The organism is Neorhizobium sp. NPDC001467, from assembly GCF_050275975.1.
Classification (GTDB): domain Bacteria; phylum Pseudomonadota; class Alphaproteobacteria; order Rhizobiales; family Rhizobiaceae; genus Neorhizobium.
Window position 1 is genome coordinate 1 of sequence record NZ_JBNNPS010000006.1, and the last position, 16589, is coordinate 16589.

The 16589-nt window shown below is 61.9% G+C and carries 12 protein-coding genes; 4 read left to right on the plus strand and 8 right to left on the minus strand.

Annotation, left to right across the window (positions count from 1 at the left end):
• Positions 1-220, plus strand: a 220-nt coding sequence (locus ACQKKX_RS13455) for a hypothetical protein (protein WP_427571203.1), incomplete at its 5' end; no start/stop codon positions are given.
• Positions 183-566 carry a hypothetical protein gene (locus tag ACQKKX_RS13460; RefSeq protein WP_427571204.1) on the plus strand — a complete coding sequence of 128 codons (384 nt, stop codon included), beginning with the start codon at positions 183-185 and terminating at the stop codon, positions 564-566. The genes ACQKKX_RS13455 and ACQKKX_RS13460, both read left to right, overlap by 38 nt.
• Positions 567-622: 56 nt before the next feature.
• On the opposite strand, the gene ACQKKX_RS13465 is transcribed toward ACQKKX_RS13460, so the two are convergent.
• The 3 genes from ACQKKX_RS13465 to ACQKKX_RS13475 all read right to left on the minus strand — a co-directional run bounded on the left by ACQKKX_RS13465 (position 623) and on the right by ACQKKX_RS13475 (position 5759).
• Complete coding sequence (locus tag ACQKKX_RS13465) at positions 623-3481, minus strand: [protein-PII] uridylyltransferase (protein ID WP_427571205.1); 2859 nt, start codon at positions 3479-3481, stop codon at positions 623-625.
• 77 nt (positions 3482-3558) lie between these two features.
• On the minus strand, positions 3559-4626 hold the full coding sequence (locus ACQKKX_RS13470; RefSeq protein WP_427571206.1) for a helix-turn-helix domain-containing protein: 1068 nt from the start codon (positions 4624-4626) through the stop codon (positions 3559-3561).
• Positions 4627-4925: 299 nt separating this feature from the next.
• Positions 4926-5759 carry an undecaprenyl-diphosphate phosphatase gene (locus ACQKKX_RS13475; RefSeq protein WP_427571207.1) on the minus strand — a complete coding sequence of 278 codons (834 nt, stop codon included), beginning with the start codon at positions 5757-5759 and terminating at the stop codon, positions 4926-4928.
• 430 nt (positions 5760-6189) lie between these two features.
• Here ACQKKX_RS13475 and ACQKKX_RS13480 point away from each other — a divergent pair, with 430 nt between their 5' ends.
• Entirely contained in the window at positions 6190-7581 is a 1392-nt protein-coding gene (locus ACQKKX_RS13480) for a DUF882 domain-containing protein (RefSeq protein WP_427571208.1), read from the plus strand.
• Between the two features lie 9 nt (positions 7582-7590).
• On the opposite strand, the gene ACQKKX_RS13485 is transcribed toward ACQKKX_RS13480, so the two are convergent.
• The 3 genes from ACQKKX_RS13485 to mutS all read right to left on the minus strand — a co-directional run bounded on the left by ACQKKX_RS13485 (position 7591) and on the right by mutS (position 10852).
• Positions 7591-7854: a type II toxin-antitoxin system RelE/ParE family toxin gene (locus ACQKKX_RS13485; protein ID WP_427571209.1), complete on the minus strand. Its 264-nt coding sequence runs from the start codon at positions 7852-7854 to the stop codon at positions 7591-7593.
• An 18-nt stretch (positions 7855-7872) separates the two neighbouring features.
• The gene (locus ACQKKX_RS13490; RefSeq protein WP_427571210.1) at positions 7873-8136 is read right to left on the minus strand and encodes a type II toxin-antitoxin system ParD family antitoxin; all 264 of its coding nucleotides are present in this window, start codon (positions 8134-8136) and stop codon (positions 7873-7875) included.
• A gap of 67 nt (positions 8137-8203) precedes the next feature.
• Positions 8204-10852, minus strand: coding sequence for a DNA mismatch repair protein MutS (gene mutS / locus ACQKKX_RS13495; RefSeq protein WP_427571593.1), 2649 nt, complete (start codon positions 10850-10852; stop codon positions 8204-8206).
• A 210-nt stretch (positions 10853-11062) separates the two neighbouring features.
• Here mutS and ACQKKX_RS13500 point away from each other — a divergent pair, with 210 nt between their 5' ends.
• Complete coding sequence (locus tag ACQKKX_RS13500; RefSeq protein WP_427571211.1) at positions 11063-13357, plus strand: NADP-dependent malic enzyme; 2295 nt, start codon at positions 11063-11065, stop codon at positions 13355-13357.
• 91 nt (positions 13358-13448) lie between these two features.
• On the opposite strand, the gene ACQKKX_RS13505 is transcribed toward ACQKKX_RS13500, so the two are convergent.
• Together ACQKKX_RS13505 and ACQKKX_RS13510 are read right to left on the minus strand one after the other, a co-directional pair.
• Positions 13449-14321, minus strand: coding sequence for a GNAT family N-acetyltransferase (locus ACQKKX_RS13505; protein ID WP_427571212.1), 873 nt, complete (start codon positions 14319-14321; stop codon positions 13449-13451).
• A 92-nt stretch (positions 14322-14413) separates the two neighbouring features.
• A complete protein-coding gene (locus tag ACQKKX_RS13510) occupies positions 14414-16543 on the minus strand; it encodes an ATP-binding response regulator (RefSeq protein WP_427571213.1) in 2130 nt (709 codons plus the stop codon).
• Positions 16544-16589: the final 46 nt, after the last annotated feature.

Below are 16589 nucleotides of genomic sequence, written 5' to 3' on the forward strand. Positions count from 1 at the left end.
GCATCCGATAGGCGCAAAATCTAACCAATCCCGCCAGACCAAGCTCGATGACGAAATACCATGGGATGCGCTGGTGTTTTCACACAGCCTCGGCCCATTGCAGACCATTTTTCACTACTCGGCTTTGACGCGCCCGCAAATTCTCCGTTATCACAGTGCGATCTTTGCCAGAGGGTCGGCCTGTGAAGAAGCTTCTATACAACGATGCGCTGCAGATTGAGCCTCTGACAGTGTTTTTTAAGCAGGGCTGGACGCTGGTGGATTGTGCTGTTGACGGATCGACAAAACATCAAGTTGATCATCGAGCTATCAAACTACATTTCGAAAATGCTGAGAGGCTCTGGGGTTCATACCCGAGCCGCTACGTTTTGGCCAAGCGAGATACCGCTCTCCCTGACACTAAATTATCGACGGTGCTCTCTGCGCTGGAATTAGAAGAGGCAATGGATATCGCGGCCTTGGTCGGCTACAGCGATGGGGGGCCGATAGCGTTGTCCGCCAATGGCCTTCATTTGCCCGGCGTGGCTCAAGACGCAAATTGGTGGACTGGAAAGATGACAAGCTGAAGCCAGCAAATGTCCGCTCCTGGCGCTTTCGCGCCATTACCCACACATCCTCATCCTCACCCCTTCAACCTTGGCGCATTCCCCGGCCCCAGATCCGGCGTCGAGGCTTCCGAGGGCGCGGGTTCCGGCGCGATGATCCCCGAGGGCATGCGGGAGCGCAGCTCGTCGTCCTGATCGTTCATCACCGGTTTCAGGCGGGCAACGATGCTCGCCTGGCGGTTCTCGTTGGCGATCTTCATGCCGACGATATCGGTCACATAGAACGTATCGATGACCTTTTCGCCGAACGTGGTGATGTGCGCCGACTTGATATCCAGCGACAGGTCCGACAGCACGGCGGTGATTTCCGCAAGCAAGCCGACGCGGTCGAGGCACTCCACCTCGATGACGGTGAACTTGTTGGACAGCGTGTTGGAGATCGTGACCGACGGGTGAACGGAAAAAGTCTTGTTGCGCTTCTTGGATTTGGCGCGCGAGGCGATGACTTCAGGCAGCCGCTTCTTGCCCGAAAGCACGTCCTCGATCATGCGGCCGATCGTGCCGGCGCGGCGCAACTCGTCGGCATCGTCGGTGAACTCACGGCTGACGAGGATGGTGTCGAGCGCACGACCGTCATTGGTCGTGAAAATCTGGGCGTCGGCGATGTTGGAACCGGCTGCCGCGCAGGCGCCGGCGATGATGGACAACAAGCGCGGATGGTCGGGCGCCAGGACCGTGATTTCGGTAATGGCGCGAAAACTGTCGGTGCGCACCATGGTGGCGAGCGCGCGGCCGGCCTTGTCGGTATCGCGGATAAATTCGGCATGGCGTATCTGATCGGCCAGCGGCACGGAAAGCAGATAGGGCTGGTAATGCATGCGGCCGTAGGTCTTGCGGTCCTTCATGGTCCATCCCTGATCGAGCGCTTCCACCAGCGCCTCCTCCGAGGCCCTGGCGCGGTCCTTGCGCGAGCTTTCAGAAAAGCCGCCGGACAGGAGAAGCTCGGTCTCGTAGTATAGCGTGCGCAACAACTGGCCCTTCCAGCCGTTCCACACACCCGGACCGACGGCGCGAATATCGCAGACCGTCAGGATGAGCAGCGCCTTCAGCCGCTCCATCGACTGCACGTGTTCAGCGAAATCAGTAATCGTCTTGCGATCGTTGAGATCGCGGGTCTGCGCCGTCATCGACATCAGGAGATGCTGGTCGATCAGCCACACGACCAGTTCCGTCTGCTTGGGGTTGAGGCCAAAACGCGGGCAGAGTTTTCGCGCCACGCGGGCGCCGGCGATCGAATGATCCTCTTGTCGGCCCTTGGCGATATCGTGCAGCAGCACCGCCACGTAAAGTGCGGTGCGATCCTCGATGGTCGGCATCAGCTTGTTGATCAGCGGATGCTCGTCACCGAACTTGCCCTTGTCGATATCCGACAGCGCGTCGACCGCGCGGATGAGGTGCTCGTCCACCGTATAGTGGTGGTACATGCTGAACTGCATAAGGGCGACGATCCTGCCGAATTCGGGGATGAAACGACCCAGAACGCCGGCCTCGTTCATGCGACGCAGCGTCATGCCCGGCGTCCGCGGCGAGGTCAGGATCGAGAGAAAGAGGCGGTTCGCCTCCTCGTTGTCGCGCAGGCTGTTATCGATCAGCCGCAGGTCGCGATTGACCTGTTTCAGCGCGTCGGGGTGATATTCCAGTCCGGCCAGATCGGCGACATGGAAAAAGCGGATGAGGCTGACCGGATCGCGGCGAAATACGTCGGGATCGGCGAGCGCGATACGGCCGCGATCCTCCACGAATTCGCTGCTGCCGGCAATCTTGCGGGTGCGATAACGGAAACGGGTGATGACGCCGGTGAGGCCGGGCGCGGGCTTTGCCTGCTCTTCCTCGAGCGCCGCGCAGAGGATACGGGTGAGATCGCCGACATCCTTGGTCACGAGAAAATAATGCTTCATGAAGCGTTCGACGGCCGAAAGCCCCGGACGCGCATTATATCCGATGGCGGCCGCCACTTCGCGCTGGATATCGAAGGACAGGCGCTCTTCCGCCTTGCCGGTCAGAAAATGCATGTGGCAGCGCACCGCCCAAAGAAAGTCCTCGGCCTTTTCGAACAGGCGCAATTCCGCGCGCGACAGCACCCCGCGCTTGACGAGGGCAGCCGCATCGCGCACGCCGTAATGATATTTGGCGATCCAGAACAGGGTCTGGATATCACGCAGCCCCCCCTTGCCTTCCTTGACGTTCGGTTCGACCAGATAGCGGGTATCGCCCGCCTTCTGGTGGCGCATGTCGCGTTCCGCAAGCTTTGCGGCAATGAAATCGGGGCCGGAATTGTGGATGATCTCGCGATCGAACCGGGTATCCAGTTCTTCCGCCAGCGACTGTTTTCCGCAGATGAAGCGGGTTTCCAGAATGGCGGTGCGGATGGTCATGTCCTCGCGCGACAGACGGATACATTCCTCCACGGTGCGCGTCGCGTGGCCGACCTTGAAACCGAGATCCCACAGAACGTAAAGCAGGAATTCCACCGACTTGCGCATGGCATCGGTGCTGGAGGACGGCAACAGGAAGAGGAGATCGATATCCGAGCCCGGCGCCAGCGTGGCGCGGCCATAGCCGCCAACGGCGGTAATCGCCGTAGCACCGGCTGCTTGCGGATAGACATGCGCTTCGACCAGATCATGGATGGCGACGATCAGTTGGTCCTGCAGCCAGGAAATCCGTTCTGCACACAAGATGCCGCCGCCCTTGGTGGCTTCCAGCAGGGTGCGTGCCTTGTTGCGGCCTTGCGTGTTGACGGCGCGCAGAAGCGGCAAAAGGGCTGCGCGCATTTCCGCCGGCTTGCCGGCATGGGCGGTGGCGATGGCCTCGATATCGGCCTTCAGCCTGGCGACATCGAGCAGTTCTTCAAAATCGGTATCGGGTCTGGCCATGTCTTCCTACCGGTGCCGGGTCGCCACGCGTCTCATCTGCGGGCCTCGACCTCATTCACGCACCTTATTGCGCATGATTATGCCTGCTGCACGTTTCCAACTTGTTGCCTCTGCGCAACAAGATCAACCCCTTCGGCCTGCGCGCCAGACGTGCCGGTATCGCGTGCCTTCCACTGGCGCGGATTTTTGCCGGTGACGCGGCGGAACTCGCGATTGAAATTCGATTTCGTTGAGAACCCGACCTCGAACAGGATCGTGGTTGCCGATTTGGTCGTTTCATCAAGCAGCCGGCAGGCTTCGGCAACGCGGCGATTATTGACGAATTGTGAGACATTGAGCCCGGTGCTGCGGTTGATGGCGGCCGACACCTCGCGTGCCGGCAGACCGGCCTTGCGCGACAGCCGCGCAAGGCTGAGGTTCTCATCAGCAAACAACGTTTCGAGAGCCGCCGAAACCCGGGTGAGAACGGCAACATCCTCCGGGCAGGCCGCGGGCGCGCCGCCCGTCGCCGGCCTGGGTGCAGGCTGCGGCACCTGCGGCCGGAGGTAATAGGCTAGGACTGCGGCGATGGCGGCGAGATTCATCAGCGAAACGGCCAGCGGGACGTCGGCATTGCCATAATTTTCCGCATATATTGCCAGCGCCCCATCGCTCAGCGCAAAGAACAGCATGAGAGCGGCGGTCAGTCTGGCGGCGCGAAAGGCTGGCTGCATGCGCTGCAAGGCGGCTTCCGCCATCACCTCGTGGGACCCCGCCCGCGTGATGCGAAAGAGCGCGATGGCGTAACCGACGAAGGTGAGCAACAGCAGGAGATCCACAAGCGGACGCACGAATGCAACGGCAAGCGCGACAGCCAGCGGCGGTAGGACGTGCACCCAAGGCATTCGGATGGTCGAAGCGGTGAGGTTACGGAAGGCGAGGTAGGAAAGCGGCGGCATGGCTGACGCCGTAACCGGCAGAAGCGGCACGAGGCTGTCGACGCCATAGCCAAAGCGCAGACCGATACCGATGCACTGGGCTGCATAAAGCACCAGAAAGGCGTTGAAGATTTTGCGGGTTCCCGGCAGGTCAACGCCCCTGAGGCTGCCGTGCAAGGTCAGCACGAAAACGAGGCCGGCGAAGAACGGCAGGGGAATGGTAAGCAAGGCGGCGCCCCGGAGATGACGGCAGAGTTTGGTTGGCCGGATAAGGTTATAGCATAGGAGACGAGGCCGCGCATCCAGGGATGCTGTTCGAACCCATCCCTATCCGCGTCTGCCCCCGGGTCCGGTGGCGAATTTGTAGATCGCGTGAATGCTCGCCGGCGCCATTGGCCCGGCGCTGACACCTTTGCCTGGCTCGATCGGAAAGCGAGGGAACCGGTGAAAGCGTAAGTTATCATGACGCTATCGTTGACATGATTCCTGCCGGTTGGGGGACGGTATCGACCGCCCCCAAAGCTTCATCAGATCGGGTTGACCACGCCCCCGAACAGCAGCGCCAGAAGCACAGCGCCGATCACCAGACGATACCATACGAACGGCATGTAGCTCTTGGTGGAGACCAGCTTCAGGAACCAGACGATGACGGCGTAACCCACCACGAAGGCGATCAGGGTTGCGAGTGCCGTCGGGCCGGCGGCAACAGCGGTTTCCTCGCCCATCGTCTTGACGAGCTGGTAGAACCCCGAGCCGAACACGGCCGGCACCGCGAGCAGGAAGGAATAACGGGCGGCAGCTTCACGGGTATAGCCCATCAGCAGGCCGGCAGTGATCGTGCCGCCGGAGCGGGACACGCCTGGAATGAGCGCCATTGCCTGGGCAAACCCGAAAATGACGCCGTCACGCCAGATCAGCTGCTTCAGACCGTATTTCTTTTTGCCGATACGATCCGCCCAGCCGAGAATGAGACCGAATACGATGAGCATGATGGCGGTGATATAGAGGTTGCGCAGCCCGTGTTCGATCGTGTCCTTGAAGAGAAGGCCGAGCACGATGATCGGCACAGAGCCGATGACGATAAGCCAGCCCATGCGGGCGGCATCCCTGTCGTAATCGCCCTGGCGAAACACCTGCCGTAGCCATGCGGTGGCGATGCCGAGAATATCCTTCCAGAAATAGACGAGCACCGCCGCTTCCGTGCCGAGCTGGGTAATGGCGGTGAAGGCCGCGCCAGGATCGGTGCCGGAAGGCAGGAACTCTCCCAGGATGCGCAGGTGGGCGCTGGAGGAGACCGGAAGAAATTCGGTCAGTCCCTGAACAAGTCCAAGGATGGCGGCATCGGTCCAACTCACGCTCATGGCAGCTCCGGAGCTTTGGGGTTTCGCGGAAGGAAATAGGCGGATTTCCGGCTTCTCAAGTCTGGCTTGCGGCCATTCCCGAGCGTCCGTCTTTCGAACCGTCAATGTGACGATTGTATGGTTGCGGAAGGTTCGTCGACAGGCGCGCGCTGCGACGACCCGCAACGGGCGGCCGAAGGGATGCCGATCGGCCGCGACGGCTTTCAGGCTGCGACAATCAGGATCTCCGTTGGTGAAGGATCGATGGGATGTTGCGATGCAACAATAATCGCAGTCATGAGGGTTGGCCAGTCCCGATGAGGGCGCTGCGGTCACGCCCCGTTCAAAGGCGGCGTCGGCTAACCTCTTATTAGGAATTTGTTGACCATAACGGGTGATCCCGCGGCGCTCTTGAGGGCGTCAGATGTCCCGCGTAGTCCGGATTGTGATCATGATGGCGTTCGATTTCCTGCACGGCGTTTCGGTCGCCACCGTTTCCTGCCGAAACACGCTGGACCGCATGCGTCGGTTCGCGACGCGTCGGGCAAGAGGATTGACGGCGGCTTTGCTGGCGCTGCCCATGCTGGGTGCCACGAGCGGTATCGCGGCCGCCGAAACCCGGTCGTTGAAACTCTACTTCACCCATACCGGTGAGCGCGCCGAAATTACCTACAAGCGCAATGGCCGCTTCGATCCGGCGGGGCTTAACCGGATCAACCGCATTTTGCGGGACTGGCGGCGTAACGAGCCGACCAAGATGGATCCGCGCCTGCTCGATCTCGTGTGGGAGGTCTATGACCGGGTGAATGCCAAAGACTATATTCACGTGGTATCGGCCTATCGGTCGCCGGCAACCAACGGCATGCTACGCGGCCGCTCCCGGTCTTCGGGTGTCGCCAAGAAGAGCCAGCACATGCTGGGCAAAGCCATGGATTTCTATATCCCGGGCGTCAAAATTTCCACCCTGCGCGCCACCGCGATGCAGATGCAGGTCGGTGGCGTCGGTTATTACCCGACATCCGGCTCGCCCTTCGTGCATCTCGATGTCGGCAGCGTGCGCGCCTGGCCGCGCATGTCGCGGACGGAGTTGGCAAAGCTCTTTCCCGATGGGCGCACGCTGCACCTGCCCACCAGTGGCCGGCCGCTGCCCGGCTACCAGCAGGCGCTTGCCGACTACAAGCGCCGCATCGGTCCGCGTTCGATCGAAATTGCTGCGACCGCAGAGGATGACGACGACAATGCGGGACCGGTGATGACGCGGAGCCGCTCGCGTGACGCCGATGACAGCGGCTTTGTAACGGCCATGCTGCCGACGCCCAAAAGCCGCGCACAGGCGGCGCTGGACATGCAGGGCAGGTTTGGCGGCAGCCCGAAGGAAAAGGCGGAGTTTGCCGACAAGCGCGAGGAAAAGCAGGTCGAATTGCTGATGGCGGCCATTCCGGTGCCTTCGCCACGCCCCAAGACCGTCGAGACCACCGATCTTCCACCCGATCCTATCGTCGTCGCATCGATCGGGCCCATCCCCGCCCCACGTCCGGTTCTGCCGACGCCGCGATCCAAGCCGTTTGGCGATCCGGCCATCCGTCAGAATCTTGCAAAGATCCGCGTGCTCAAGGAGGCCGTTCCGGTCAACGGGACGGCCTCGGCCGAGCCCGTCGCGATCCGATCGCTCACCCACTGGGCACTGCTTTCGCCTGGTCAGACTCTCACGATGAAGCCGCCCATTCTGGTGAAACGTTCGCTGGAGACCGAGCCGGGGGCTGCGACCGAAACCGTGGCGCAGCGGCCGATGGCCCATGGAGGCGCGTTCGATTTCGGGCGGTTCGTCGAGGATGAAGGGTAAGCGGAGTTTTTACGCGAGCCACCTTGTGGGATCACGCATCCCGTGAACGACGGTGACAATCCTGACGTCATAATCGGTTGGCCGATAGATTGCGATGTAACGTCCTTCGACAAGCATACGCGCATCCGCCGAAATATCTGGCCGAGCTACACCGATCATGGGATGGGATGCCGCTTGATCGAACCTATCGAAGAGGCGGTTTAGGAGGCTGTTGGCTGCCGTCTGATTGTGTATGGCGATATCGCCAGATATTTTGCAGCTGACTTTTGGCACGGGGGAGATAACCGGTATCTAGCCACGACCGGAACGTCGCTCGGCTTGCAACTCCTGCAAAAACTGAACAGAGTCTATTTCCTCGGCTTCCCCACTCGCTTCGCCCAATGCATATTCGCGACGCAGAAATTCGAGCTCCAGCGCGTGAATCCGTTCCTCATCCTGCACCAACCGCAGCCCTTCGTCCAAAACCTCATTGGCGTTCTGATATCGTCCGGATTTCACCAGCCGATCGATGACCTCCGCGTTTTGATCGGTCAGGACGACATTTCGGGTGGACATGGCTGGGCCTCGCGGGTGCGGTTGCGAAGCCTATCATAGCAGAATGGCACGATCTGCCAATGCGCTCCTACTTCGCCGCCAGTTGCTTCCTCAACGCATAAAGCGCATCCATCGCCTCGCGGGGAGTCATGTCGTCCGGGTTAAGCGCCTTCAGCGCCTCCTCGACCTTGGACGGGCCACGCCGGGCTTCTTCCCTCCGTACGGCAACCTGGAACAGCGGCAGGTCGTCGATCAACTGGCTTGCCGGGTTCTTTCGATCGCTATCTTCGAGCTTGGTCAGCACGTCACGGGCACGCGCCACGACCGCATCCGGCAGGCCGGCAAGTCGAGCGACCTGGATTCCGTAGGATCGGTCGGCAGCGCCGGGCCCGACTTCATGCAGGAAGATCACCTCTCCATCCCATTCCCGCACCTTCATGGTGGCATTGGACAGGCGGGTGAGTTTTTCCGACAGGACCGTGAGTTCGTGGAAATGGGTGGCGAACAGGCCGCGGCAGCGATTGGCCTCGTGCAGGTGTTCCACCGCAGCCCAGGCAATCGACAGGCCGTCAAACGTCGCGGTCCCGCGGCCGATTTCATCAAGGATCACAAGCGAGCGGTCGGTCGCCTGGTTGAGAATGGCGGCGGTCTCGACCATTTCCACCATGAAGGTGGAGCGGCCGCGCGCCAGATCGTCCGATGCGCCGACGCGGGAAAACAGCCGGTCGACCACGCCGATATGGGCAGAGGCTGCGGGCACGAAGGATCCCATCTGGGCCAGAATGGCGATCAGTGCGTTCTGGCGCAGGAAGGTCGACTTACCGCCCATGTTGGGACCGGTAAGCAGCCATAGCGCCCCGAATTCCCCTCCGTCGCGCGGCGAAAGATCGCATTCATTGGCAATGAACGGTGCGGCCGATTGGCGGCGCAACGCCTGTTCGACCACCGGGTGGCGTCCACCTTCGATGGCAAACATGCGGCTGTTATCGACGATCGGACGGCGATAGGCCCATTCTTCGGCCAGCATGGCAAGACCGGCGGCGACATCGATGACGGCAAGCGCGCGAGCGCCCGCCTTGATGGCTTCGGCCGCGCCAGTGACCGCCTGCGTCATGTGGGTGAAGGCTTCAAGCTCGATCGTCAGCGCCTGGCCGGCGGCGTTGGCGATGCGGCTTTCGAGATCGGCAAGTTCCGTCGTGGTGAAGCGCATGGCGTTGGCCATGGTCTGGCGATGGATGAATCGGGCCTTGGCTTCCGGCGTATCCGTCATCGGGCCGGCATTGCCGGCGGTGACCTCGATGAAATAACCGAGCACGTTGTTGTGCTTGATCTTCAGCGACTTTATGCCGGTTTCCTCGGCATATTGCAGTTGCAGGCCGGCAATCACTTTTCGGGACTGGTCACGCAGGCCGCGGACTTCGTCGAGTTCCCCATAGGCGCCATCGGCGACGAAGCCGCCATCGCGTTTGAGAAGCGGCAAATCCTGCGAAAGCAAGGCGGAGAGAAGGGTCTCGACGTCATCCGGCAAAGCGGCAAGGAAGGACATGGCTTCCTCGAGCTCTGGCGGCAGCATGACTTTCGACAGGCTCTCGCCGACCGTGCGCGCTGCTCGCAAACCGGTCAGAATGGCGCCGAGATCACGCGGGCCGCCTCGATCGAGCGCCAGACGTGACAGCGCACGCGGCATGTCGGGCACATGTTTCAGCCCGGTGCGCAGATCGCCGCAGAGCGAAGGTTCGTCGATCAGGAAGGAGACGGAATCGAGCCGGCGGTTGATGGCGTCAGGGTCGGTCAGCGGCGACATCAACCGCTCGGCCAGAAGCCTGCCGCCACCGCCGGTAACGGTGCGGTCGATCGCTTTCAGAAGTGAGCCGTCACGGCTGCCGGCGAGCGTCCTTGTCAGTTCCAGATTGCCGCGGGTGGCGGGGTCAATGAACAGGGTGGAGGCGCCGCTTTCTCGCTCGGGCCGGCCGAGCGGCGGACGCTCCGCGATCTGGGTTTTTTCGACGTAAGCGACAGCCGCTGCGGCCGCTGCGAGTTCGGCCCGTGAAAACGTGCCGAAACCGTCGAGCGTTTCCACGCCGAAATAGCCGGTGATGCGGCTTTCGGCCATGGCACTGTCGAACAGCACGGCAGGCTGCGGCACGGCAACGCGGCCGAGCACGTCGAAGACCGGCTTCAGATCCGGATCATGGAAGATGGTATCGGCGAGGATGAGCTCGCGCGGCTCGATTCGCAGGATATCGGCCAGCAGGCGGGTGGAGTCGGTTTCCGCAAGACGAAAAACGCCGGTGGAAATATCGATCCAGGCCAGCGCCATCTGCTGGTCGCCGGTGCCACGAATGCGGGCCAGAGCCATCAGATAGTTCGATTCGGAAGCGACCAGCAGTTTTTCCTCGGTCAGCGTCCCGGGCGTGACGAGCCGCACGACATCACGCTTCACCACTGATTTCGAGCCACGCTTCCTGGCTTCCGCCGGGTCCTCGACCTGCTCGCAGACGGCGACGCGATACCCGAGCGAGATCAGTTTCTGCAGATAATCGTCGCTCGCGTGGATCGGCACGCCGCACATGGGAATGTCATGACCCATATGCAGGCCGCGCCTGGTGAGCGTGATGCCCAGCGCCCGCGAGGCCTCCACGGCATCATCGAAGAACAGCTCGTAGAAATCGCCCATGCGATAGAACAGCAGCGAGCCGGGGTTGTTGGCCTTGATCTCGATATACTGCTCCATCATCGGGGTCGCCGAGGCGCGGCTTTCCTCGGTGAGCAGGCGGGCAGTATCGAGCGTGTCGGTCGGCAGGCGTTGCAAATCGATGGTCCGTTTTGTGTTGCTTCCGGGAAAAGGCGACCTTATCGATGATGGCCCCGGAAAGACAACAATGGCAGCGGCAATCCGGCCTTCTGCCCACATGATACTGATAGAGCATAGGGAAACGGAAACACGATGGCCGCAGACAGACAAGCGCCCGGCACCAAGAACCGCATGTCGGTAACCGACCGCGAAGCGCTCGATTTTCATGCCACCGGCCGTCCCGGCAAGCTGGAAATTACGCCCACCAAGCCTATGGCAACGCAGCGCGACCTGTCCCTGGCCTATTCTCCCGGCGTTGCAGTACCGGTCAAGGCGATCGCCGAAAACCCGGCAACTGCCTATGATTACACGACCCGCGGAAACATGGTTGCGGTGATTTCGAACGGCACCGCCATTCTCGGTCTTGGCAATCTGGGCGCGCTTGCCTCAAAGCCCGTCATGGAAGGCAAGTCGGTCCTTTTCAAGCGGTTTGCCGATGTGGACAGTATCGATCTCGAGGTCGACACCGAGAATGTCGAGGAATTCATCAACTGCGTGCGTTATCTCGGTCCGTCCTTTGGCGGGATCAACCTTGAGGATATCAAGGCGCCGGAATGTTTCATCATCGAAAGCCGACTGCGCGAACTGATGGATATTCCCGTCTTCCATGACGACCAGCACGGCACGGCGATCATTGCAGCCGCCGGTCTCATTAATGCGCTGGAGCTGACCGGCCGTGATCTGAAGACCACCAAACTGGTCTGCAACGGCGCAGGCGCTGCCGCAATCGCCTGTATCGAACTCATCAAGGCGATGGGGTTTGCGCCGGAAAACATCATTCTCTGCGACACCAAGGGCGTAATCTATCAGGGCCGCAGCGAGGGCATGAACCAGTGGAAGAGCGCGCATGCGGCCAAGACCGACCGGCGTTCGCTGGAAGATGCGATGAAGGGCGCCGACGTGGTGTTCGGCCTGTCGCAGAAGGGTGCCTTTACCGAAGAGATGATCCGCTCGATGGCGGACCAGCCGATCATCTTCGCGATGGCCAACCCGGACCCGGAAATCACGCCGGAAGAGGTGGCGCGCATTCGTGACGACGCAATCATGGCGACCGGCCGTTCTGACTATCCGAACCAGGTCAACAACGTGCTCGGTTTTCCCTACATCTTTCGCGGGGCGCTGGATGTGCGCGCCAGCCAGATCAACGAAGCGATGAAGATCGCCGCCGCGCAGGCACTGGCCGATCTCGCCCGCGAAGACGTGCCGGATGACGTCGCCGCCGCCTACCAGGGTGTGCGCCCGCGCTTCGGACCGCAATATATCATCCCCGTGCCGTTCGATCCGCGCCTGATCTCGGCCATTCCGGTGGCGGTTGCGAGGGCTGCGATGGAAAGCGGCGTGGCGCGGCGCGACATTACCGATCTCGCCGCCTATGGCCGCCAGCTTTCGGCACGGCGCGATCCGATCGCGGCGAGCACGCAGAGCATTTTCGAACGCGTCCGTCAGTCGCCCAAACGCGTCGTTTTCGCCGAGGCCGAAGAGGAACAGGTCATGCGGGCCGCCGTGTCCTTCATCGCCCAGGATCTCGGAACTGCCATCCTGCTCGGCCGTGACGACGTGATCCGTGCAACGGCGGAAAAGGCCGGCATCGAACTCGATCGCCCGGGCATAGAGATCGTCAATGCCCGTCTTTCCAACCGTGTCGAAGCCTATATCGACTATCTCTACGAACGCCTGCAGCGCGAGGGTTATCTCCAGCGCGACGTACAGCGCCTGATCCACAACGACCGCAACCATTTTGCTGCCTGCATGGTGGCACTGGGCGATGCCGATGCCATGGTGACGGGGACGACCCGCAACTACGCGACCGCGCTCTCCGACGTGCGCCGCTGCATCGACGCCAAGCCCGGGCACAAGGTGATCGGCGTATCGCTGGTGCTTGCACGCGGTCGCACCGTCTTCGTCGCCGACACGGCCGTCCACGACATGCCGACGGCAGACGATCTGGCCGAAATCGCCATTGAAGCAGCCCACCTGGCCAAGCGTATGGGGCACGAGCCGCGGGTGGCGATGCTTGCCTATTCCACCTTCGGTCAACCCGTCGGCGAACGGTCGGAACGCGTGCGCGAAGCGGTGAAAATCCTCGACGGCCAGAGGCTCGATTTCGAATATGACGGCGAGATGGGAGCCGATGTGGCTCTCAACCTGGAACGCATGCAGCAGCAATACCCATTCTGCCGTCTTTCCGGCACGGCAAACGTGCTGGTCATGCCGGCCATTCACTCCGCAGCGATTTCCACCCGCATGCTGCAGGAACTCGGCGGCTCCACGCTGGTCGGACCGTTGCTGGTCGGTCTCGACAAATCGGTACAGATCGCGCCCATGGGCGCCAAGGACAGCGACATCGTCAATATGGCGGCGATTGCTGCCTATAACGCCGGCATGTAACAAATTGTGCCGAGGTCACAGTATCCATGACCTCGGCACAACGAATGCTCAAGATGAAAACCGACCGGCCGGTTCGATAGAGAGGATCGCACTAGCTCGCGAACCGCCCGGCATCGGCGCCAAAGTGGTTGATGTAGCGGCCAGAAATCACCGCGATCGGCAGCACGATCAACACGTCCGTGGTGTTGAAGGCCTGGTCGACCACAGCGCCATCGCCGATCATGGCGCCGAGCCGCAGGTAGCCCTTGACGAGCGGCGGCATGGCCGACAGCGCCTGGCGCGGATTGATTTCCTCCGCGGGCACCATGTCCATGTTGCGGTAGAGATCCGGCTGGGCCGAGACCATCCACTCGCCGTTCACCCGCGAATTATGGTGCAGGAAGGAGAGCGCCAGCGCATGGTCCTGCGGATCGATGCCGGGGAAGGAGGCGCAGCCGAACATCGCGTCCATGCCGTGTTTCAGCGCATAGGCCCAGTTGCCCTGCCAGAGAAGCTCGACGGTGCGCTTGGTCCGGTAATCGGGCAGAACGCAGGAACGGCCGAGTTCCATGAACCTCTTGCCGGGATGGCGCGCCAGAAGCGGTGCGAGATTAAATTCCGACGCCGAGTAGAAGCCGCCATGGGCCATTGCCACTTCCTGGCGCAGCAGGCGATAGGTGCCGACGATCTGATCCTCGATATCGCCCTCGATGGCGTGATCGATGACGAGAAGATGGTCGCAGATCTCATCGAAACTGTCGACGTCGCGCTGACGCCGCATGGCCTCGGCGGGCAGCTGTGCGCCCATTTCCTCGACGAAAACGCGGTAACGGACGGCCTGGGCGGCATCGATCTCCCGCGCCGTGCGAGCGAGGCGGGTTTCGAGCGTGCCTATCCTGCCGAATACGTCCGTGCCCGCAGCGGCCTGCGGGACAACCTGGTTAGTTTCGATGATGACGCCCCGAGTCAGCAATTCGACAGTCATGTTTTTTCGCCCGTGATAGCGCTTCGATGGCTGTCATAAATCATTTCCATGCGACACTGCCGTGACAGTCTTTGTCACATTGGCGGGCGGCGTCAAGATGCCTGACGCATGGCAGCTGTTCCGAATTGCCGCACCACGTCGTTCAGTCTGTCGGGCGAGACAGGCTTTTCCATGACATGGCTCGCTCCTGCCGAAAGAGCCTGCACATGCTGGCTGAGACGCCCCTCCCCGGTGAGGATTATGACAGGCAAGCTATCACCCCGTCCCTTGGCGCTGGCAGCGATGGCCGTAAGCGTGGGCGCGATTTCGCCACCCGGCATGTGCATGTCGGAGATGACGAGATCCGGCGGGGTCTCGCCGCAGGCAGCGCTCAGAAGTGCAGAGAAGTCCGCGACGCATGTGACGCTATGGCCGGCACGCGTGAGAATGGTCGAATAAAGCTTGGCGCTGACGGCATCGTCTTCCGCAAGCAGGATCGACAGGCCGCCCGACGATTCTGTCACTGTTTCATCGTGCTCCTGCGCGGCGGGTTGCGCATGCGTCGGCACGGCCGCGTCGCGTCCACCCAGACGACCGCGAAGGACATCGATCAGCGTGCGCTCGCGCAACGGGCGGATGAGCCAGGCGTCGTATAGCTGTTGCGGCTGGCTGCCGCGATCCTCCGGATTGACCAGAAGGATACGGCGTAGGCCTTCCTGATCGAACCCTTCGGCGGGACCGCCGGCGAGACGATGATCGACGATGAGATCGGTGAAGCGATCCGCCTGTGTACCAGCGTCCCGGATCAGTCGTTCCGCCTCTGCAATGCCGGCGACCTGGACGCAGGTGCCGCCCAGCGTTTCGATCATGCCCGCGATCGCCGCCGAGGACGGACCTTCCGGCGCGAGCAGCAGCACGCGCGACGCGCGCAGGGCTTCGGCACGGCCCGAAGACATCGGCCTTGCGGCCTCGACAAAGGCAGCGGCGCTTTCCGTCGGCGGCAGCGGCAAACGGATGGTGAAGGTGGAGCCGATGCCTTTCTCGCTATCGACGACCAAGGACCCGCCGAATTCCTGAACGATACGGTGCGAAATGGCCATGCCGAGGCCGGTGCCGCCGCTGCGCGCCTCGGTCGAGCCGGCCTGTTCAAATTCGCCGAAAATGCGCGCCTGCTCCTCCGCCGTCATGCCAGGCCCGGTATCGGATACAGTGATCACGACATTCTGTGCATCCGGCCAGGCGCGGATCAGCACGCCGCCGGATTGCGTGAACTTCACCGCATTGCCGATGACGTTGAACAGGACCTGGCGTAGACGGGCCGGATCGAAATCATGCAGGTCCGGCAGGTCGGACATGACGGTGGCGCCGATTTCCACCTGCTTCTCATGCGCGCGCGGAGCAAGCATTTCCACGACGCTTTCGATCAGTTGCCGAAGGTTTTCGGCGCGCGTATTGAGCTTGAAGCGGCCGGCTTCCATGGTGGAATAATCGAGCAGATCATCGACGAGTTGGGCTAGCGCCTGCCCGGCCTGGCGGATGCCGCCATTGTAGTTCTGCTGTTCGGGCGACAAATGCGTTCGGCCGAGCAGCTGGCCCATTCCGAGAATGCCGTTAAGCGGCGTGCGCAATTCATGGACGACGGTGGCAAGCTGGCGGGATTTGGTCAGGTTTAGTGCTTCAGCCTTGAGCCGGGCAACTTCCTGCGCTTGGCGCGCCATTCTTTCCTCGGTCACGTCGCGGGCAAAGCCGTAAAGGATGGTGCCATGCTCTTCGGTGCCGACCGACACATCGCGCCACCACAGGATGCGCGGACCGGCCGGCCTGTCGATCTCGATATCGCGGCCGCCGAGCGTCGGCTCGGATAGATCGATCTGTTGGCTGGACTGGGCGCAGGCGCGAAAACCAAGTTCTTCGAGCGTGCTGCCCTGGGGCGCATCGCGACCCGTCAACTGGCGAAAGACGCCATTGGCGGTGATGATGCGGCCGTTGGCGCTACGGGTTACGGCGACTTCACCCAGGGCTTCGGCAAGGCCGGCGGGGTCGGCCGATGAGATGGTGACGGTCGGCGCCGTTTCGCGGTGGCTGCCGAGGCGGGTGAAAAAATTCAGCCAGGCCGGACTGGGCGGCGGCGCTGTGGAAGGAGAGGTCCTAGAAAAGGCAACCGGAGCCGCGGCGTTTTCGTTCGCGCGCCCTTCTTCGGTCGGCGCCGGGACGCCGAAGGCAGCGATCAGTCGATTTTGCATGTCGGCTATCTTGCGCATGCCCGACAATTAGCATGCGCTTCCTTCC